This is a genomic window from Sulfuriflexus mobilis, from assembly GCF_003967195.1.
Taxonomy (GTDB): Bacteria; Pseudomonadota; Gammaproteobacteria; order AKS1; family AKS1; genus Sulfuriflexus; species Sulfuriflexus mobilis.
Genome location: NZ_AP018725.1, coordinates 2,211,932 through 2,231,884, shown reverse-complemented (window position 1 = coordinate 2,231,884; position 19,953 = coordinate 2,211,932). Strand labels below are relative to the sequence as shown.

16 protein-coding genes are annotated in these 19,953 nt (G+C 53.0%); 8 read left to right on the top strand and 8 right to left on the bottom strand.

The features are described 5' to 3' along the window. Position 1 precedes the first annotated feature (1 nt). The 4 genes from queD to xseB form a co-directional block, all read right to left on the bottom strand. On the bottom strand, positions 2-382 hold the full coding sequence (gene queD, locus EL386_RS10890; RefSeq protein WP_126456146.1) for a 6-carboxytetrahydropterin synthase QueD: 381 nt from the start codon (positions 380-382) through the stop codon (positions 2-4). A 41-nt stretch (positions 383-423) separates the two neighbouring features. Then, positions 424-2,319, bottom strand: a complete 1,896-nt coding sequence (gene dxs, locus EL386_RS10885; RefSeq protein ID WP_126456144.1) for a 1-deoxy-D-xylulose-5-phosphate synthase — start codon at positions 2,317-2,319, stop codon at positions 424-426. 89 nt (positions 2,320-2,408) lie between these two features. After that, the gene (gene ispA / locus EL386_RS10880) at positions 2,409-3,335 is read right to left on the bottom strand and encodes a (2E,6E)-farnesyl diphosphate synthase (RefSeq protein WP_232020195.1); all 927 of its coding nucleotides are present in this window, start codon (positions 3,333-3,335) and stop codon (positions 2,409-2,411) included. Beyond that, positions 3,301-3,564 carry an exodeoxyribonuclease VII small subunit gene (xseB, locus tag EL386_RS10875; RefSeq protein WP_232020194.1) on the bottom strand — a complete coding sequence of 88 codons (264 nt, stop codon included), beginning with the start codon at positions 3,562-3,564 and terminating at the stop codon, positions 3,301-3,303. The genes ispA and xseB overlap by 35 nt, the downstream gene beginning before the upstream one ends. 186 nt (positions 3,565-3,750) lie before the next feature. Here xseB and EL386_RS10870 point away from each other — a divergent pair, with 186 nt between their 5' ends. From EL386_RS10870 to parC, 6 genes are all read left to right on the top strand, one after another. Then, positions 3,751-4,170: a rubrerythrin family protein gene (locus EL386_RS10870; RefSeq protein ID WP_126456140.1), complete on the top strand. Its 420-nt coding sequence runs from the start codon at positions 3,751-3,753 to the stop codon at positions 4,168-4,170. Positions 4,171-4,261: 91 nt separating this feature from the next. Next, positions 4,262-5,599: a heterodisulfide reductase-related iron-sulfur binding cluster gene (locus tag EL386_RS10865; RefSeq protein ID WP_126456138.1), complete on the top strand. Its 1,338-nt coding sequence runs from the start codon at positions 4,262-4,264 to the stop codon at positions 5,597-5,599. Positions 5,600-5,616: 17 nt separating this feature from the next. Further along, positions 5,617-6,195 carry a DUF3501 family protein gene (locus EL386_RS10860; RefSeq protein ID WP_126456136.1) on the top strand — a complete coding sequence of 193 codons (579 nt, stop codon included), beginning with the start codon at positions 5,617-5,619 and terminating at the stop codon, positions 6,193-6,195. An 87-nt stretch (positions 6,196-6,282) separates the two neighbouring features. Further along, complete coding sequence (locus EL386_RS10855; protein WP_126456134.1) at positions 6,283-6,843, top strand: CNP1-like family protein; 561 nt, start codon at positions 6,283-6,285, stop codon at positions 6,841-6,843. A 36-nt stretch (positions 6,844-6,879) separates the two neighbouring features. Further along, on the top strand, positions 6,880-8,769 hold the full coding sequence (gene parE / locus EL386_RS10850; protein WP_126456132.1) for a DNA topoisomerase IV subunit B: 1,890 nt from the start codon (positions 6,880-6,882) through the stop codon (positions 8,767-8,769). Between the two features lie 19 nt (positions 8,770-8,788). Then, entirely contained in the window at positions 8,789-11,092 is a 2,304-nt protein-coding gene (gene parC, locus EL386_RS10845; protein ID WP_126456130.1) for a DNA topoisomerase IV subunit A, read from the top strand. A 3-nt stretch (positions 11,093-11,095) separates the two neighbouring features. Here the strand turns inward: parC and EL386_RS10840 are convergent, their stop codons facing one another. Next, the gene (locus tag EL386_RS10840) at positions 11,096-12,181 is read right to left on the bottom strand and encodes a hypothetical protein (RefSeq protein WP_126456128.1); all 1,086 of its coding nucleotides are present in this window, start codon (positions 12,179-12,181) and stop codon (positions 11,096-11,098) included. Then, on the bottom strand, positions 12,178-13,734 hold the full coding sequence (locus EL386_RS10835; RefSeq protein ID WP_126456126.1) for an adenylate/guanylate cyclase domain-containing protein: 1,557 nt from the start codon (positions 13,732-13,734) through the stop codon (positions 12,178-12,180). The genes EL386_RS10840 and EL386_RS10835 overlap by 4 nt, the downstream gene beginning before the upstream one ends. Positions 13,735-13,983: 249 nt before the next feature. Between EL386_RS10835 and EL386_RS10830 the strand changes: the two genes are divergently transcribed. Next, on the top strand, positions 13,984-15,225 hold the full coding sequence (locus EL386_RS10830) for a DUF1015 domain-containing protein (RefSeq protein ID WP_126456124.1): 1,242 nt from the start codon (positions 13,984-13,986) through the stop codon (positions 15,223-15,225). Here EL386_RS10830 and EL386_RS10825 read toward each other — a convergent pair whose 3' ends face one another. After that, on the bottom strand, positions 15,226-17,301 hold the full coding sequence (locus EL386_RS10825; protein WP_126456122.1) for an EAL domain-containing response regulator: 2,076 nt from the start codon (positions 17,299-17,301) through the stop codon (positions 15,226-15,228). A 242-nt stretch (positions 17,302-17,543) separates the two neighbouring features. On the opposite strand from EL386_RS10825, the gene EL386_RS10820 reads away from it, so the two are divergent. Continuing rightward, complete coding sequence (locus EL386_RS10820; RefSeq protein ID WP_126456120.1) at positions 17,544-18,065, top strand: GNAT family N-acetyltransferase; 522 nt, start codon at positions 17,544-17,546, stop codon at positions 18,063-18,065. 10 nt (positions 18,066-18,075) lie between these two features. Here EL386_RS10820 and EL386_RS10815 read toward each other — a convergent pair whose 3' ends face one another. Beyond that, positions 18,076-19,896, bottom strand: coding sequence for a hypothetical protein (locus EL386_RS10815; RefSeq protein ID WP_126456118.1), 1,821 nt, complete (start codon positions 19,894-19,896; stop codon positions 18,076-18,078). Between the last annotated feature and the right edge of the window lie 57 nt (positions 19,897-19,953).

Below are 19,953 nucleotides of genomic sequence, written 5' to 3'. Positions count from 1 at the left end.
TTCATTCCTCTGTGTACCTGACACAGGCACGCTCGGTTTCCCATAAAGTCACAGCGCAGACCTGGATGTGTTCATTATTGATTTGTTCGCCTATACCACGATAGAGATAGGCAGCGATGTTTTCTGCTGTCGGATTAATCTTGTCAAACGGCGGGATCTCGTTCAGGTAACGGTGATCCAGTTTATCGCCCAGCTCGCGTGCGGCCCGCTTGATGTGTTTGAAGTCGATGGCCATGCCGGTATCATCAAGGCGGCTGGCACGGACCTCAACCTCGACCTTCCAGTTATGACCATGCATACGGCTGCAGGCACCCGGGTAATCCCGCAGGGTGTGTGCCGACGCAAAATCGGTAACTACTTTCAAGGTATAGCGTGCGGCCATGAACTTCTCTATCCGAAATATCCTAGTAAAGTACTAAGGTATTATTTTACGTGTAGTGACGGGCTCATGCAATCGACATCGGCACGCCGGTTTTCCACGGCGCGGATTATAGCACTGGAATCGAGCCCACACTCGGCGAGCAGGGCATTTGTGTCGCCCTGGTCGACAAAACGGTCCGGCAGGCCCAGTTGCAGCACGGCCACGGTAATGCCCTGCGCCGCCAGGGATTCCTGCACGGCACTGCCGGCGCCACCCATGCTGGCATTTTCTTCAATCGTGACCAGCAGGTCGTGATTGGCGGCCAGTTGCGCGATAAGGGCATCGTCGATCGGTTTGACGAAACGCATATCGGCCAGGGTGGCATTGAGTGATTTCGCGGCGACAAGGCCCTCGGTGACGACGCTGCCGAAGGCGAGCAAGGCGACACCTTTACCCTCGCGGCGAATCCGTCCCTTGCCGATAGGCAGGGTTTGCAGGTCCTTGACCACGGTGGCACCGGGACCGCTACCACGTGGGTAGCGCACGGCGGCCGGGCCATTATGCTGAAAGCCGGTACTGAGCATCTGTCGGCATTCATTTTCATCACTCGGTGCCATGATGAGCATGTTCGGGATACAGCGCAGGAAGGACAGGTCAAAGGCGCCGGCATGGGTGGGGCCATCGGCACCGACCAGGCCGGCACGGTCAATCGCAAATAATACCGGCAAGTCCTGCAGGGCGACATCGTGGATCAACTGGTCATAGGCACGTTGCAGGAAGGTCGAATAAATCGCCACGACCGGTTTGAGTCCTTCGCAGGCCAGGCCGGCGGCCATCGTCACGCTGTGTTGCTCGGCAATGCCGACATCGTAATAACGGTCTGGGAACTCCTCGGAGAACCGCACCAGCCCGGAGCCCTCACTCATGGCCGGGGTGATGCCGAACAGACGTTCATCGGCTGCAGCCATGTCACATAGCCAGTCGCCAAAGACCTGCGTATAGCTTGGCTTACTACCGGGGGCGGCCAGTGTTTCACCACTCTCCGGGTCAAACGTCGAGACGCCGTGGAAGCCGCAGGGGTTGTCTTCGGCCGGGGCATAACCCTTGCCCTTTTGCGTAACGATGTGCAGGAATTGCGGGCCGGGTAGCTGGCGCAGGTTGCGCAGGGTCTTAATCAGGGTCGGCAGGTCATGACCATCGATGGGACCAATATAGTTAAAACCCAGTTCCTCAAACAGCGTACCGGGCACCACCATGCCCTTCATGTGTTCTTCAGCACGGCGGGCGAGTTCCCAGACCGGCGGGATGGTGCTGAGGACCTTTTTACTGCCCTCGCGCATACTCGAATAAAGTTTTCCGGACAGGACCCGGGCCAGGTAATTCGACAGACCACCGACATTGTTGGAGATCGACATGTCATTGTCATTGAGGATGACCAGCAGGTTGGCATCGAGATCACCGGCATGATTAAGGGCCTCGAAGGCCATGCCAGCGGTCATCGCGCCGTCACCGATAATGGCGGCAACACGCCGGTCCTTGCCCTCGCGGGCGGCGGCGATGGCCATGCCGAGTGCGGCGCTGATCGAAGTACTCGAGTGACCCACACCAAAGCTGTCGTACTCACTCTCACTGCGTTTTGGAAAGCCCGCGATACCGCCATGCTGGCGAATCGTACCCATGGCCTGACGGCGACCGGTGAGGATCTTGTGGATATAACTCTGGTGACCCACATCCCAGACCAGGCGATCTTCCGGGGTGGCGAATACATAATGCAGGGCAATGCTGAGCTCGACCGTGCCGAGGTTGGCGGCCAGGTGGCCACCCGTGCGGCTCACCGTGTCGATAAGAAAGTGACGTAACTCCTCGGCCAGGGGGGGCAGCTGCTGCTCGGGCAGCGCGCGCAGGTCGGCGGGATCGTCAATATTCTCCAGCAGGGGATAGGTCTCTAGGTCAGCCATCTTGAGGGTCCGAAAATGAGCCCGTTATGATCGGTGTTTGGCCGCGAACATGCAAGGCCGGCAGGCTGAAAACGACTAAAAAGTCGTGTTTAGTGACCGCGCTCGATGATATAGGCCGACAGCCAGCGCAACGGGTCGGCCTTTTCATCAAAGCCTGCAATGGCTTGCAGGGCATCCGTGTGACATTGTTGGGCCATTTTTTTGGCCTCGGCCATGCCGAGCAGGGAGGGGTAGGTAGACTTATCCCGGGCGATGTCCGCCCCCTGGGCCTTGCCGAGGGTTGCGGTATCGGCCTCTACATCGAGGATATCATCACGGATCTGGAAGGCCAGGCCGATGTATTCGGCATAGTGGTCGAGGGCCTTATATTGTGCCTCGCTGTATTCGCCGCTCAGGCAACCGAGTTGTACGCTGGCCCGGATCAGGGCACCGGTCTTGTGGATGTGCATATTCTCCAGTTCCGGCAGACTCAGGGTCTTGCCTTCACTGGCCAGGTCGATGGCCTGGCCACCGGCCATGCCACGGGAACCGATGGCCCGTGCGAGTACATCGACCATCATCAGGCGTGAGGCTGCGGCACACTGCATGGCCGGGTCATGGGCAAGGATATGAAAGGCCAGTGAGTGCAGGGCGTCACCGGCCAGCACCGCAATCGCCTCGTTAAAGGCCTTGTGACAGGTGGGCTTGCCACGGCGCAGGTCGTCATCGTCCATGGCCGGCAGGTCATCGTGGATGAGTGAGTAGGCATGGATGAGTTCCACTGTGCTGGCCGGGCCATCGAGTTGCTCCAGGGGGATACCGAGTGCCTGGCCGGTCAGGTAGACGAGGACCGCCCGCACACGTTTGCCACCGCCGAGCACGCTATAACGCATGGCCGCATGCAGCTCGGCGGGGTGGGTGTTGCCGGTGGGCAGCCAGTGCCCCAGCACGGTCTCGGTGCGTGCCTGGTAGGTCTGCATTAATGGCTGCAAGGCGGGGTTTTCAGTGGTCTGGGTCAAAGTCTTCAGGGCTGGCATCGGTATTCTGTTCGAGGAGGATCTGCACTTTTTGCTCTGCCTCGGCCAGGGATTTCTGGCAGCTGCGCGTCAGGGCGATACCGCGCTCAAAATCCTGCAGGGCATCTTCCAGGCGGGTTTCGCCCTTTTCCATGCGTTCAACAAGTTGCTCAAGCTCATCGAGTGCCCCTTCAAAGTCACTGGCTTTACCGCTGGATTTTTTGCTTGTCTTCTTTCTTGTTTCGGCCACAATCAGGATTCTCATTGGTTTCGCGCGTACGTTACCCCAGCGCGATGGCTAGCGTCAAACCCTGGGCTGATATAGGCTGTGTAGTCTGTCGGACTATTGACAATGTATGGGCATCGGGCATAATACTTACCAAGAATTAGACTTGGTCTAAATCGATAATTAACCCCAATCCGGAGGAAAGCAAACATGGATCTGAAAGGTAGCAAGACCGAACAAAATCTGAAAGACGCCTTTGCAGGCGAATCACAGGCCAACCGTCGTTACCTGTACTTCGCAGCCAAGGCCGACGTTGAAGGCTACAACGATGTTGCCGCGGTATTTCGCTCCACGGCGGAAGGCGAGACCGGTCATGCCCACGGCCATCTTGAATACCTGGAAGCCGTTGGCGATCCGGCCACTGGCCTGCCTATCGGTCCAACCGGTGACAACCTGAAGGCATCCGTTGCCGGTGAAACCCATGAGTACACCGATATGTACCCGGGTATGGCCAAGGCCGCTCGTGAAGAAGGCTTTGACGAAATTGCCGACTGGTTTGAAACCCTGGGCAAGGCTGAGCGTTCACACGCCAACCGTTTCCAGAAGGCCCTGGATAGCCTGGACGCATAATCGCTCCACGCTGTAGTCCCTATCACGGCCGGCATGATGCCGGCCGTGATATTTCCATAGCAGATTTTTTTCGAGCGGGAGAAACTAAACCATGGCAGCAGGTATTCGTGAAGGCAATCTTGAGGCTCCGACACGCCACGCGCTGGACTGGCAAAGCGAGTCGTTCTGGGATGAAGACAAGCTGAATGCAGAACTTGAGCGTGTCTATGATATCTGTCATGGCTGTCGTCGCTGTGTGAGTCTGTGCCAGTCGTTCCCGACCCTGTTTGACCTTGTCGATGAGTCCGAGACCATGGAAGTCGATGGTGTCGACAAAAAGGATTACTGGAAGGTCGTTGACCACTGTTTCCTGTGCGACCTGTGTTACATGACCAAGTGTCCCTATGTGCCGCCGCACGAGTGGAACCTGGATTTTCCCCACCTGATGTTACGCGCCAAGGCGATAAAGTTCCGCAAGCAGGGCGCGAGCACGCGCGACAAGATAATGACCTCAACAGATCAAGTTGGCAGCCTGACCGGTATCCCGGTCGTCAGCGGCATTGTCAATGCGGTTAACCGGAACCGGCCGTTGCGCAAGGTGCTTGAGGCGACACTTGGCGTTCATGCCGATGCCGTGCTGCCGGCATATCATAGCAAAACAATGCGCAAGCGCCTCGCAGACCATGTCGTTGACGAGACCAGGGCCACGCCGACGGCAGAAACCCGTGGCAAGGTCGCCATGTTTGCAACCTGTTACGGTAACTACAATGCGCCGCAACTCGGCGAAGACCTGGTCGCCGTGTTTGAACACAATGGGATCCCGCTGAAGCTGGCAGAGAAGGAACAGTGTTGCGGTATGCCGAAACTGGAACTGGGTGATCTCGAAGCCGTACGCAAGGCGAAAGAGGCGAATATCCCTGTGCTGGCCAGGCTGGTCGATGAGGGTTGGGATATCGTCGCCCCGATACCTTCCTGTGTACTCATGTTCAAGCAGGAATTGCGCCTGATGTTCCCGGACGATGCCGAGGTTCAAAAGGTGGCTGCGGCCATCTATGACCCGTTTGAATACCTGATGCTGCGCCACAAGCACGGCAAACTGCGTACTGACTTTAGCCAGGCCCTGGGCAAGATCAGCTACCACGTGGCCTGTCACCAGCGCGTACAGAATATTGGTATGAAGACGCGCGATATATTGAAATTGATACCGGATACCGAGGTTGACGCCATCGAACGTTGTTCCGGGCATGATGGTACCTATGCGGTGAAGAAAGAATTCCACGAGGTATCAATGAAGATTGGCCGCCCGGTGGTTAATCGTGTCAAGCAGGCGAAGGCTGACCACTATTCCAGTGATTGTCCGATGGCAGGTCAGCATATCGCCAATGGCCTCGCCGATGGCAGTCAGCCCGAACACCCCCTGAGCCTGTTGCGTAAGGCTTACGGCATTTAATTCGAAGGAGTTTTCTCATGTTGAACCGTGATGATTTGATGAGTCTCGAAACCTACGCGGAACAGCGCGCGGAATTTCGTGCCCGGGTGATTGCGCATAAGAAGGACCGACGGGTGCAGTTGGGTGCGAATGCGACCCTGTACTTTGAAGATCGTCTGACCATGCAATACCAGATACAGGAAATGCTGCGCATCGAACGTATCTTTGATGCCGAGGGTATCAAGGAAGAACTGGATACCTATAATCCGCTGATCCCGGATGGCAGTAACTGGAAGGCCACCTTCATGATCGAATTCACTGACGAAAATGCCCGTAAGGCTGCGTTGGCGAAGATGATCGGTATCGAAGACAAGGTCTGGATGCAGGTCGCTGGCCATGAACGGGTATATGCCATCGCCGATGAGGATCTGGAGCGCAATAATACGGAAAAAACTTCCGCAGTACACTTTATGCGCTTTGAATTAACGCCGGAGATGGTTAACGCGGCGAAGGCGGGTGCCGATATCGGCGCCGGTATTGAGCACGATGCCTACAATGAGAGTATTGCCGCACTGCCAGCCAATATCCGTGATAGTCTGGCGGCCGATCTGGCCTGAACACCATGATATTCTCCGGGCCTGTTCCGGGGAAGATATTACTCTGGTACTTTGTCCCCGCGCCATGCTGGGGTACACTGTGCGGATATGAACAAGACTATCTGGCTCACTCTTTCCTTTTTTTGCAGCGGCCTGCTGCTGTCGGTACCACTTTCCGCACTTGAAGATGCCGAACCGGACCTTGGCGGCGGTTATATTGAAGGTCCTGCCTGGGAGGAGGGCAATGTCTCTATCCCTGCCTACCCATCAGCCGATGATTTGCTGAAGGTTGACGTCGATAATGCCAATCGACCGTATACCTTTTATGTTGATGAAAAGAATCTCAGTGTGAGCGACAGCGGAGTTGTTCGCTACAGTGTTGTGATTGAATCAGATAGTGGTGCACGTAATGTCATGTTTGAGGGTTTGAATTGCGCTGCGGGTGAGTATCGCACTTATGCCTATGGTAACAGTGACGGTGGCTTTAGCGAGGCACGTAGCAGTCACTGGGAGCGTATTAATGACGAGGGTGTGATGGCGCACAGGATAAATTTTAAACGTTATTATATGTGTGATCAGCTAAATCAACCGTACTCCGTCAAAGAGATGTTACGGCGAATTCGTTACCCACTGGATTTTAATGATGGTGGTCCCCGTAGTGATTGGTAACTTTACATATGATTCGCATGTGAGAAGGTCCCCCGCATGAGCAGTAAGTATGATGCCTCGTCGATCGAGGTACTGAGTGGTCTTGACCCGGTGCGTAAACGTCCGGGGATGTATACCGATACCACGCGTCCCAATCACCTTGCCCAGGAAGTTATCGACAACAGTGTCGATGAGGCCATGGCCGGTCACGCCTCGAAGATCGAGGTTACCCTGTTTAAGGATGGCTCGCTGGAGGTCAGGGATGATGGTCGTGGTATGCCAGTCGACAAACACCCAAAGGAAAAGATCCCCGGTGTTGAGGTGATCCTTACCCGCCTGCACGCTGGCGGTAAGTTTTCAAACTCGAACTACGAGTTCTCGGGTGGCCTGCACGGTGTGGGTGTCTCGGTGGTGAATGCGTTATCCAAACACCTCGAGGTCTGGATCCGTCGTGGGGGCAAGGAATACAACATTGCCTTCAAGGGTGGCAAACTGGCCTCAAAACTGGAAGTGGTCGGTACGGTTGGTCAGCGCAATACCGGTACCACGGTACGCTTCTGGCCGGATGAAAAATACTTCGACTCCACAAATTATTCCCTGCCACGACTTATGCACGTGCTGCGGGCCAAGGCGGTACTTTGCCCGGGACTGGAAGTTACGTTTACAAATGAGAAGACCAAGGACACCATCAGCTGGTGTTATGAGGATGGTCTGAAGGATTATCTGCTCGAGGCGATCGGCAAACAACCTATTGAACCTGAAGAGCCCTTTATGGGAGTGATGAAGGGTGAGAAAGAGGCCGTTGACTGGGCCGTGGTCTGGCTGCCGGAAGGTGGCGAGATGGTGGCCGAAAGTTACGTCAACCTGATCCCGACCGTTCAGGGGGGGACACATGTTAATGGTTTGCGTACGGGGCTGACCGATGCAATCCGTGAATTTTGTGAGTTCCGCAAGTTACTGCCGCGCGGGGTCAAGATCAGCCCGGAAGATGTCTGGGACCGTTGTTGCTACATTATCTCTCTGAAACACCATGACCCGCAATTCTCCGGACAGACCAAGGAGCGACTGTCATCACGCGAGTGTGCGGCCTTTGTCTCAGGGGTGACGAAAGATGCCTTCAGCCTGTGGTTGAATCAGCATCCGGAGGGCGGTGAACGGATTGCCATGCTGGCGGTATCCAATGCACAAACGCGTTTGGCGGCAGGTAAGAAGGTGGCGCGTAAAAAGGTCACCGTTGGCCCTGCCTTGCCGGGTAAACTGGCCGACTGCAGCCTGCAGGATGTACGTCGCAGTGAATTGTTCCTGGTCGAAGGCGACTCGGCAGGTGGCTCAGCCAAGCAGGCACGCGATCGCGAATTCCAGGCGGTGATGCCGCTACGCGGCAAGATTCTGAATACCTGGGAAGTGGCGTCTACCCAGGTGCTGGCCTCACAGGAGGTGCATGACATCAGTGTCGCGATTGGCGTCGACCCCGGCTCTGATAAGCTCGCCGGGCTGCGTTATGGCCGAATTTGTATTCTTGCTGATGCGGACTCTGATGGTGCGCATATCGCCACCCTGTTATGCGCCTTGTTCCTGCAACATTTTCGGCCACTGGTTGAGGCAGGGCATATCTATGTCGCCATGCCGCCACTTTACCGCATCGATGTGGGTAAAGAGGTGTATTACGCCCTCGACGATGATGAGAAGCAGGGTATTCTCGACCGTATCAGTGCCGAGAAGAAGCGCGGCAAGGTCAATGTGCAACGATTCAAAGGCCTGGGTGAGATGAATCCACTGCAATTGCGTGAAACCTCAATTGCCCCGGATACCCGGCGTCTGGTGCGACTGACGATTGCGGCAAAAGACAATAGCTCTGAGATAATGGATATGTTGTTATCCAAGAAACGTGCCGCTGATCGCAAGGCTTGGCTGGAACAAAATGGTGACATCGCTGAGGTGCACTAGAAAGAGTTGATGAAAGATTATGGCCGGTAAGAAAAAAACAGCACGCAAGAGCAAATCCAAAGCCGTGGTTGAAAAAACTGCGGAGATTGATTTTGATTCGATTGAGCAAATGCCTTTAAAGGATTTCACCGAGAAGGCCTACCTCAATTACTCGATGTACGTCATTCTCGATCGTGCCCTGCCACATATCGGTGATGGTTTGAAGCCGGTGCAGCGTCGTATTACCTATGCTATGTCCGAGTTGGGTCTGTCAGCCAGTTCGAAGTATAAAAAGTCAGCACGTACCGTCGGTGATGTGCTGGGTAAATTCCACCCGCACGGCGACAGCGCTTGTTATGAGGCTATGGTGCTGATGGCGCAGCCGTTCTCTTACCGTTATCCGATTATCGATGGTCAGGGTAACTGGGGTTCGCAGGATGACCCAAAGTCCTTTGCCGCGATGCGTTATACGGAATCAAAGCTAACACCTTATGCACAGGCCCTGTTGTCTGAACTTGAGCAGGGTACAGTTGATTGGGTGCCGAATTTTGATGGTAGCCTGCGAGAGCCATCTCTGCTGCCAGCACGCGTACCGAATATACTGCTTAATGGTACCACCGGTATTGCTGTAGGTATGGCCACAGATATTCCGCCGCACAATCTGCGTGAAGTCGTCTCTGCCTGCATCCATTTACTGGATAACAGCAAGAGCAGCCTGGCTGATCTGGCCAGGCATATCCCGGGACCGGATTATCCGACCGATGCCGAGATCATCAGCCCGAAAACAGAGATCCGCAATATGTACGAGACCGGGCATGGCAGCATCCGCATGCGGGCCCGTTATGTTAAGGAGAATGGCGAGGCGGTAATCATCGCCTTGCCGCACCAGGTCTCGGGCGGCAAGATACTTGAACAGATCGCCGGACAGATGACGGCAAAGAAATTGCCTATGGTTGAAGACCTGCGCGATGAATCGGATCACGAAAATCCGACGCGTCTGGTGATAGTACCGCGTTCCAACCGAATCAATATCGATGAACTCATGGCACACCTGTTTGCAACGACCGACCTGGAGCGTACCTACCGTGTTAATCTGAACATGATCGGTACCGATGGTCGGCCACGGGTACGCAACCTGAAAGAGATTCTCAGTGAGTGGCTGACTTTTAGAACCAACACGGTCAGACGTCGCCTTGAGCACCGTCTTGAAAAGGTCACTGATCGTCTGCATGTGCTGGAGGGCCTGCTGATTGCCTTCCTGAATATTGATGAAGTGATCGCCATTATTCGCCGGGAAGATGAACCGAAGCCGGTATTGATGAAGCGCTTTAGGATATCTGATCGTCAGGCCGAGTCGATACTGGAGCTGAAGCTACGCCACCTTGCCAAATTGGAAGAAATTAAGATCCTCACCGAGCAGAAGGAATTGGCAAAGGAACGTGAGACGATTGAAAAGACTCTGGGTTCGAAGCAGCGCATGAAAAGTCTGATCAAAACCGAGCTCACTGAGGATGCCGAGAAATACGGGGATGATCGCCGCTCACCCATCGTGAGCCGTGAGGCCGCACAGGCCATGGATGAAACTGCCCTGGTTTCCGCCGAACCGGTTACCGTGGTGTTGTCAACGAAGGGCTGGATACGTGCAGCCAAGGGCCATGATGTTGATCCGCTGCAAATGAACTACAAGGCAGGGGATGCTTTCAGGGATGCCGCCCGTGGTCGCAGTACCGAGCCGAGTGTCTTCCTTGATTCTACGGGGCGTGTTTACACCGTAACCACGCACAGCTTGCCATCGGCAAGAGGTCTGGGTGAACCGTTATCGGGTCGCGTTAACCCACCCGATGGCGCGACTTTCGAAGGTGTGATGATTGGCAAGCCCGATGATCTTTACGTGGTTGCCAGCACCAGTGGTTATGGTTTCGTGACCAGACTGGCTGACCTGTACGCGAAGAACAAAAACGGTAAGAGCATGCTTAATACCGGCAAGTTTTCCAGGGCTCTTGGCGTATCAAAGATCACTGATATGGAAACAGACTGGCTGGCTCTGGTTAGTAGTGAGGGTCACTTGCTGGTGATCGATGTTGCTGACTTGCCTGTTATGGCGAAGGGCAAGGGCATCAAACTATTAAACATCCCCTCGGCAAAACTCAAGACGGGTGAGGAATACACCTCGGCGATGGCCGTAATCACCGGTGATCAGAAATTGCGCATTCAGGCAGGAAAGCGACATGTCACTTTGAGCCAGACAGACCTTGAACATTACATGCATGAACGTGGTAAGCGTGGACGCAAATTACCGCAGGGTTACCAGAAAGTCGATGCTCTGGTTGTTGTGGACAAGTGATCGTTAGTTGTCAGTGGCGCTTTGTTGCTGACGAAGTCGCTCGAGTTTTTTCAGCACATGTTTTGCACGCAGTATGCTGGTTTGCAGGGTCTTGTTACCGGGGTCCAGTCTAAGGGCCTCTTCCCAGACCTTTTTTGCCTGCAGGATATTCTCCTGACGATAGAGGGTATTGCCATCATTAATTTTTTTCTTGACGATGGCGGTAACTTTTTCCTGGTGTTGTAACTTCAGACGTAAATAATTCGCGTTGTTATGGTCAAGCTTTCCCAGTTCGTCAAGTAATTTACTTGCCTTGACCAGTTGGTTATTATTAATAGCCGTATCAATATCTTGTTGCAGACGATTACTGCGGTCTTTCTTCTTTTTACCCAGTTTTTTGGATTTCTTGGCAGCAATGGATTTCTGTCGCGTATTAATTTGTTTCTGCAAGACTTCGAGTTGCTCGAGTGAATCCTGTCCTGCCGGGAATTGGCGTGCCTGGGCCAGGCAACGATTGGCCAGTGCATAGTCTTTATCATCGAGCAGGAGTTGGGCCATAGCCGTCAGACGATTATGCATGTCTGCAATTTCGCTACGCATGCTTTGCAGCTTGAATTGTGCCGAAATATTAATGGGCGATTCGCGGGCATCCTGTTCGTGCAAGGGTAGCTTGTTATACAGGAGCTGTGCGCGTACCAGCAGAGCCTCTGCATCAAGTTTACGGACCCTGCGCAGGTGCTGTGTAAGCAGTGCCTTGTGTTTTTTACGCAGGGCTTCACTATCAGGATATTTTCCGAGGGCCTTGTCGAGCAGTGACAAGCGGCTGGCAGAGTCTTGTTTGTTGGTATTGTTGTCCAGTTCAGCAAGTATACGGCGCTCATAATTATCGGCTAGAAGTGCGACCTCTTTGCGCTTGCTAACATAGGCAGAAAAATTCGGCGTCTCGGCCGGGATATGTTCAAGTGAACTCAGTGCCTGACCAAACTCATCGTCGGCAACCCAGGCATCAATTCTTTCCATACTCGGAATAGTGCCTTGCACTTCAAGAAAACTACAGGCGCTTTGTGTAAGAAGCAGGCCACTAATGACCAGAATGCGAAGCGCCTTCATGCAGCAGCCTTGCCGGCGAGGATTTGTTCAATTTGTTTTTTCATCAGGGCTTCTTGTTGTGGTGCCAGGCCATCGACTATATAGGTGGTAACAGGGTGTTTGCGATTGCGTAACTTGATGGGTTTATGTTCGCGGGCAATGATCTGCTGACTGATACCCGGTTCGATATAGGTATCCTTGTTAATGACAATTTCACCTGGGGCAGCAAAGGTACAAAGGCGTGAAGCCAGGTTAACAGAGTCGCCTACTACCGTGAATTCCATGCGATCATTATAGCCCATATTACCTGCGAGCATTTCACCGGAATTGATTCCCAGGCGGAAATGTACCGGGAACAGCCCCTTATCCAAACGAATGGTATTCAGCCTTTCTACGAGCCGCTGAATCAGTACTGCGCAGGCGACGGCATTGAAAATGTGTTGAGGGTCTTGTTGCGGAATCCCAAACACAATCATGGCGCAATCGCCCATATATTTATCAATAGTGCCATTATACAGTTTGGTGGCAGCACCGATGTAGGAAAAGTATTCATTCAGTAACTGGGCAATATCCTGCGGCGGCATGTTTTCAGAGATGTCGGTATAACCGACAATATCCGCGAACAGAACCGTGCCGTGAACATGCTCGCCACCAATTTCTACGTGGTCGAGGTCGTTCATGATTTGCTTGGCGACATTGGTCGAAACAAAGCGGGAGAAGGCATCCTCTACCTGGCTCTTTTTCAGCAAGCCATCTGCCATGGAATTAAAGGCGGTAATCAGGTTGCCGATTTCATCATTACGCCGTTCAGAAATACGGTAGGTCAGACGTCCTTCATCAATGGCCTTGCTGGCATCCATAAGGTAATTAATGGGTCTCGAGACCTTTTTCGACATGACAAAGGAAATAACGATCGCAAGGATGATCATTAGTATGGTCGCTGCAGTAATGGCGCGAACTGAGTCGCTGAGGGCCGTGTCGAGTGTTGCACGGCTGAAGGTAATCAAAACATAGCCGACCTGCAGGCCCTGATACGTAATCGGGTGCAGAAAGGAAACCAGATTTTTCTGGGCGTCATCGGTGCTTTGCTGACGCCACTCCAGGTTATGGGTGTTGCCATCCATCAATTTACGTATATTGATCAGCTGGTTGCCGTCTTTCAGTGGGGTCATGCCGGCACTGGCAAGGATGTTACCCTTATCGTCGAAAACACTGGTGCCGAGAATGCTTTCATCATTGGACATGTTCCGGGTCAGTACTCCGAGGCTTAACTTATCATCGGCCAGGATCAATTCCTTGGACGATTCGGCCAATTGAATCGCGACAGTATTCCCGTGTGCATTAATCTGACTGCGTAGCAGTTTTTCCTGATTGGTGATCACGACCGAGCCGAGCAAGACCATACCAAGGGTGACCAGCAGGGAGATAGCGAAGGAGAGCTTGACGGCAATAGGGATATGTCGCGGCAGGTAGGCGTTCAGCTGTTGCCACAGCCGTTTCAGGCCACCACGCGCCTCCTCACCCAGGGAGGCGGGGGGATACGTGGTTGTTTTTTCTGTCTTTATGCCGAACATTACCTAAATTCCTTATCAACAACTTATGAAAGAATAGCATGTCATTACACATTCGCCGAGATCGAATGACGGCCAGCTGTCTGGCGAGCAGGTTTTGTGAACCGGTGCACATTTTGGCAGAATATTCACATTATAAATCAGTGTATTATCTTCTGGTGGTAGAGGGCATGGGCGGTGCTGTCTGCCCGGGGACAGAACGTGTAGAATACGCGGCCTAAAATCACGTTTTATGACCGTCTGGAGTGTTAAATGAGCCTGATCCGTCCATTTAAGGGTTTACGCCCGGTAGCGGGGCGAGCCGCCGATGTGGCTGCCCCGCCTTATGATGTACTGAATACCGAAGAGGCGCGTCAGCGTGCCAAAGGGCGTGAATGGAGTTTTTTGCATATTTCCAAGCCGGAGATTGACCTCCCTGAGGGCACCGACCCATACAGCGACGAGGTCTATGCCAAAGGGGCGGCGAACCTGCAGGCGATGGTCGAACAGGCTGTACTCGCCCGTGATACACAAGACTGTTACTACTTTTATCGCCTGATCATGGGCGAGCACGAGCAGATCGGCCTGGTCGCCGTCGCATCGGTAGCGGATTACGACAGTAATCGTATTCGCAAGCATGAGTTCACTCGCCCGGACAAGGAAGATGACCGGGTTCGTAATATCGATGCCCTCAACGCCCAGACGGGACCGGTATTCCTGACCTATAGACACTCACAGGTGATTGACGAGATCGCACGGCAAGTGACGCAAACTTCAGCAGATGTAGATATCACAGCAGACGATGGTGTCAGGCATACCCTCTGGGCCGTCAATGTCCCGGCACAGGTAAAGAAACTCACAGAGACATTTGATGCCATGGATTGCCTGTACATTGCAGATGGCCATCACCGCTCGGCTGCTGCATCACGTGTCTGCGCTGCCCGTAAGGCGAGCAATGCATCGCACAATGGCCAGGAGAGTTATAATTATTTTCTCTCGGTGATTTTCCCTGATAATCAGATGAAGATACTGGATTACAACCGTGTCATAACAGATTTGAATGGACTTTCAGTCGAGGCATTTCTGGAAAAAGCCGCTACGGCTTTTGATGTTGAAGTAAGTGCCAGCGCCGTTTCACCAACGCAAAATGGTGAGTTTGGTATGTACCTGAAGGGTGGCTGGTATAGGCTGAATATCCACGCTGATCGCGTTCCGGTGGATGACCCGGTGGCGAGCCTTGATGTTAGTCTGTTGGCTGATCAGCTTATTGAACCCGTGTTAGGTATCAGTGACCCGCGTCGTGACAAACGTATCGACTTTGTCGGTGGTATCCGGGGGTTGGCCGAACTTGAGCGGCGCGTGAACAGTGGCAAAATGGCCGTGGCCTTTTCACTTTACCCAACTCGCATTGAGCAGCTGATGGCAGTAGCCGATTCGGGAAACGTAATGCCGCCGAAGTCAACCTGGTTTGAACCCAAGCTCGCAGATGGCCTGGTGTCACACGTTCTTGACTAATCAGGAGTTGGCGGTAAAGTCGTAGTTTAGTTCCGTGCTGGGTTCTTGCAGGAAGTAACCCTGGATGTAATTGACACCATATTGCCAAAGCAGGGCGAGACAATTGGCATCCTGTACGAATTCGGCGATGGTCAGTTTACCCATCGAGTGTGCGGTTTGAATAATGGATTTGACCGCTTCCTGACTCTGGTTATCGTCGGCGAGGCCATTAATAAGGTCTCCATCTATCTTCAGGTAATCCACATCCAGGTGCCGGAGATTCTTGATGGAATTGAGCCCACTGCCAAAGTGATCAAGTACGACCTTGCAGTGCAGTTGCTTGAGGCCGGCAATAAGGTTCTTTGACTCATTCAGGTGCATAAAGGCACTGGCCTCATCCAGCTCAAACACCACGGCATCACCGGATACCCGGTACTCCTTGAGTTGTTCACTCAACCAGGGCAGCAGGCTCGGATCATTGAGAGAATAGCCGGAGAGTTTGATAAAGAAGTTGGTTTGTTTGTTGTTAACATGTTCTGCGGCCAGACGTTGCAGTGCATTACGAATTACCCAACGGTCAATGTCCGGCATCAATGAGGTTTGTTCAGCAGTGGGGATAAATTCTTGCGGCAGTATATGTTCACCGCTTGCATTCTGAAGGCGAAGCAGTACTTCATAGTTTTCCTTGGTATCACCGTGCAGGCTGACAATAGGTTGATAGGTCAGGAAGAACTGGTCATTTGACAAGGCTTCGCGCAGGGTTTCCACCCAGACTGCATTGCGCTCTTTGTCCTTCTGTTCTACGGCCATCAGGTTGAAGACATGGATATGGTTAGCACCAGCCGTGTTACAGGCATTGCTGGCACGGCTTAACACATCCTGTGCACTGCTGGAGTTTTCACCAATCGGGCAAATGCCAATACTGACTGTTGCGGTGATGGTTTGCCCACCAATATCCGAAATATGGTCTTCAATTTTTTTACGCAGGCTCTCAGCAAATTTCTCCGATGATTCATGGTTTGCCTTTTCAAGCAGGATGGCAAAGCTGAAGTCACCAAAGCGTGCAATGATGTCAGGTTCTTCGATACTGGTACGCAATTCCTTGGCAATATCGCTAATGACCAGATCGCTGGCAGCCAGGCCGACACTATCCTTAATAGATTCGAAATCATCGATCTCAATATACAGCATGGCCGCCTGACTGGACTCCAGGGCTACCCGGGAAAGTGTCTGCTCAAGTGTTTCGGTAAAATATTGTCGGTTATACAGGCCAGTGAGCAGATCCTGTTTGCTGAGGAGGTTTATTTGTTTTTCCAGATCTTTGTCTGAGGCGCTACGTATAATAATCTGGGTACAGGCTTCGCCGTCTACTGAGGCCGGGGTAAATTCCATGACGGCATTGAACTCGCTGGCATCGGTGCGAATCCCCCTGACTTCGATCTCTCCCTGCATTTCATCCTGATTACTGGAAAATTTGCGTAAGAATTTTTTAAAGACCTCGTGATCGGCCGGGGCAACCATATCCATGATGGGCATGCCGTCAATCTCTTCCGGGTCATCATAACCAAATAATTCCATGTACACCGGGTTGGCATACAGGTGCATACCCTCATGCACATAGGTGATGGCATCCCGCGAACTGTCGAGCAGGCTGCGGCAGCGTTTTTCGCTTTCCCTGGCCGCCTTGTTAAATTTACGCAGCTGGCGTCGGTCGTTAAGGGCCCTGATCTCACGCTTAACAATATATTGCAGGTGCTCGGGTTCTTCGTCTTTTCTGAAGTAGTCGCAGGCACCCGCCTGGAGTGCCGCCCCTGCGGTCAGGTCATGACTATTATTGGCGGCAATGACAAGCGGAATATCCTTTTCGGTTTGTCGTAATAACTGGATGGCCTTTTGGGCATTCATATTGGTCAGTTTCTCGGCCGTTATGATCAGGTCCCAGCTCTGTTTCTCCAGTGCCTCCTGCATGTCCTCCTCATCCTCAACGCGGGTAGCGCGCACTGCATGCCCTGCATTGCGCAGTATGTTGGTGATTACCTCTGCATCATTGGAGGATTCATCGACGATGAGCAGGTGAAGTGTATTATCCCTTTCCATTACTACCCCTGAGAATTTTTATTCTTCGAAAGTATTATCCAGATTATCGATAAATTCTATAGTATAACCGCCGATAAATCATAAATTTGACCTATAGACCGGGATTATTTTCAGGCCCTGATACCGGACTCGTTATTGGCCTGGGATGATCATGCACGAAAGAGGTTGTCAGGTCTGGTGACAGCTGCTACTAATAAGCATAGTTAATTAAAATTTACATTTCAGTCCTCTGGAGGTGAGATATGAGTAAGATTGTTGTCAGGGCAGAGCGGCCGGAGGACTACCAGGCGATAGATGTGGTAAACCTGAGCGCCTTTGAAGGGGATGATGAGGCGAAACTGGTGGCGAGTTTACGCGAGCAGCCGGGTTATCGAGCGGATTTTTCACTGGTGGCGGAGTTTAATGGCCGTCCTGTCGGACACTTGATGATGACAGCGGGCACCCTGGCAGGGGCAAACACTAATACCCCTATTATGATTATCGCGCCAATGGCCGTGGTGCCCTCACAGTCTCACCGTGGTATTGGTACGGTCCTCGTCGAGGAGGCCAAGGACAAGGCAAAGTCGGAGGGTATGGCAGCCATGATAGCAGTCGGCAAGCCTGATTATTATAGTCGCCTGGGTTTTGAGCCTGCCAGCAAGTGGTCAGTTCGCTGTAATCTGCCCGTACCGGAAGATGCCGTAATGTTGATCGAACTTGATAAAGGCGCGCTAAAGGGCGGTGGCATTGTGCATTATAGCGCGCCGTTTTTATCGATGTATTGAACCGTCTTTTCTACAGCGTAGACCAGAGGGAATCAAAGTTTGCCCGCGAGTGGATTTCACCTTTCGTGACCCTGACAGGGGCGATGGCTTGTTCTGCCTCCCGTACGCTGAACTCGAACTGAGAGAAGCTACGCGTTGTTTCCATTTGCCGGGTCAGGGTTGCAATGACCTGTTTGTCATCCAGACTTATACGAATTTGGCTGCCTTTCTTGAAGGGTAATGCCGGAGTGATGAGGGTAGCCGGTTGTTCAATCGCCCCCAGTTCTGGCAGCATCAGGCAACGCATGAATTCTGAGTTACAGGCTCTGCCATTATAAGCTTCGACTCGGGCTGCCACGGCAAGGGCATTCGGCGTGAGCATTTGCACCCCGAGTTCGAGACAACCATGCCGAGTGCTTATCATGCGGCGGACAACACCAATGGCCCATTGCTCAATACTTTTACCATTAGATTCCCGTATCGTCAGCAGGTCGCCAATATGTACCGAGATATTCCCATTGGGCTGTGATAGCAGGCAATAGCCTCCGGCACTGGCATTGTTTACGGTTAATTGTGAGCTTTGAAAACCAAGGGACTGGATATGTCGGGCAGTGTTATTCAATGCATAGGTATCTGCTACGGCATTATGTGGGTCATTACCGGAATAGGTGTAGTTCGTTGTCCAGACATCCGGGCCGGTATATTGATCAGAGATCGCATTCACCTTTGTAGTATTGAATGAAGACGTGTGATCATCATGTATGGACAGTTCATCCCTGGTTGTGTCATCAAATGAAAAGGGTTTCTCGCCACTGACGAAGTAGTGTGCGGCGCTGAGGCCAAAGGCCACCTCGACCTGCTCAGACCACTTGGAAATACGTGAAAAGCTGCGTGTTGACATGATGCTCCAGGAGGCCAACAGACGCTGAATCAAGTCTTCAGAGAGGATGTCCAACAGTGCTGGTTCCTTGTCTGCCAGGCGTTGTCGCAGGTTCATTACCAGGGCATGTGTATTGAGTAATCGGCAGTCCTGATAGTTTTGACCGGGGTAGAGGGCGAGGTAGCTGGCTTGCCGGTCACTGTTCAGGTCAATGATAAACAGGCCTTGTGAGTCCTGTTGTAGCGGGATTGTCTGGGGGCTGACCAGTGGCACCAGCTGGTTGAGCAGAACACAAACCTTTTCCACTTCACCACGATGTAGCCGATAGGGCATGGCCAGGGCCAGCAGTTGGACCTTGCTGTAGAGGAAGTTGATGGTGTTGTTATGACCCAGCTCGGGACTGACGGGCGACTTGCTGATTTTGTCCAGCAACTTGTGGTGTTCGGCATAACGGTAAATGCTGTGCAATTCACGCCAGACATTTCGCGGGTAGGGTGCATAAACCTGATAGGAGCGAAGTAACAACAGGCCGAGGTAGAACGTCGCGCGCTGCAGGGCGTTGAGGAGCAGCTTTTGATCCGGTCGAGCAGACTCTTCAACAAGCTGGCGGGCAACGATCTTGTAACCGAGTGCCAGTTCGGACATCAGCGCCCGGTCCAGCTCGGATATCTTGCGGTTTTTTTTATTCAGGGGCAGCGGACGGCCGATAAAGTGTTTTTCCAGGGACGCGGTCACATGCTGGCAGGGTTCACACAGGGCCTCGAGCGATCGGTAACGGTCCTCTATCGGCAGTTGCAAACGGTTAATTTCAATCATGGCCTTGAAGACCCGGCGTGAGGTTTCGCCAAGGTTGGCCATGGGCAGATTGGCGGTCCAGGCCTCAATGAATCTGGGACGAGCATCAAAGGATGCCTTGTTCGGCCGTTTTTGCGCAGGGATAGCCAGACCCTTGAGATCGATACCGCTAGACATAGGACACCCCTTCCTTAAGGTCTATGATCAATAGTTGTACGGCCCCCACCGCAGCAA

Coding starts and splice junctions, on each gene's coding strand:
- EL386_RS10825 (WP_126456122.1), bottom strand. CDS start 17,301: ATGGAAAGGGATAATACACTTCACCTGCTCATCGTCGATGAATCCTCC.
- ispA (WP_232020195.1), bottom strand. CDS start 3,335: ATGCCAGCCCTGAAGACTTTGACCCAGACCACTGAAAACCCCGCCTTG.
- EL386_RS10860 (WP_126456136.1), top strand. CDS start 5,617: ATGTTGAACCGTGATGATTTGATGAGTCTCGAAACCTACGCGGAACAG.
- parE (WP_126456132.1), top strand. CDS start 6,880: ATGAGCAGTAAGTATGATGCCTCGTCGATCGAGGTACTGAGTGGTCTT.
- EL386_RS10865 (WP_126456138.1), top strand. CDS start 4,262: ATGGCAGCAGGTATTCGTGAAGGCAATCTTGAGGCTCCGACACGCCAC.
- EL386_RS10820 (WP_126456120.1), top strand. CDS start 17,544: ATGAGTAAGATTGTTGTCAGGGCAGAGCGGCCGGAGGACTACCAGGCG.
- EL386_RS10855 (WP_126456134.1), top strand. CDS start 6,283: ATGAACAAGACTATCTGGCTCACTCTTTCCTTTTTTTGCAGCGGCCTG.
- EL386_RS10870 (WP_126456140.1), top strand. CDS start 3,751: ATGGATCTGAAAGGTAGCAAGACCGAACAAAATCTGAAAGACGCCTTT.
- EL386_RS10840 (WP_126456128.1), bottom strand. CDS start 12,181: ATGAAGGCGCTTCGCATTCTGGTCATTAGTGGCCTGCTTCTTACACAA.
- EL386_RS10815 (WP_126456118.1), bottom strand. CDS start 19,896: ATGTCTAGCGGTATCGATCTCAAGGGTCTGGCTATCCCTGCGCAAAAA.
- parC (WP_126456130.1), top strand. CDS start 8,789: ATGGCCGGTAAGAAAAAAACAGCACGCAAGAGCAAATCCAAAGCCGTG.
- EL386_RS10830 (WP_126456124.1), top strand. CDS start 13,984: ATGAGCCTGATCCGTCCATTTAAGGGTTTACGCCCGGTAGCGGGGCGA.
- dxs (WP_126456144.1), bottom strand. CDS start 2,319: ATGGCTGACCTAGAGACCTATCCCCTGCTGGAGAATATTGACGATCCC.
- queD (WP_126456146.1), bottom strand. CDS start 382: ATGGCCGCACGCTATACCTTGAAAGTAGTTACCGATTTTGCGTCGGCA.
- EL386_RS10835 (WP_126456126.1), bottom strand. CDS start 13,734: ATGTTCGGCATAAAGACAGAAAAAACAACCACGTATCCCCCCGCCTCC.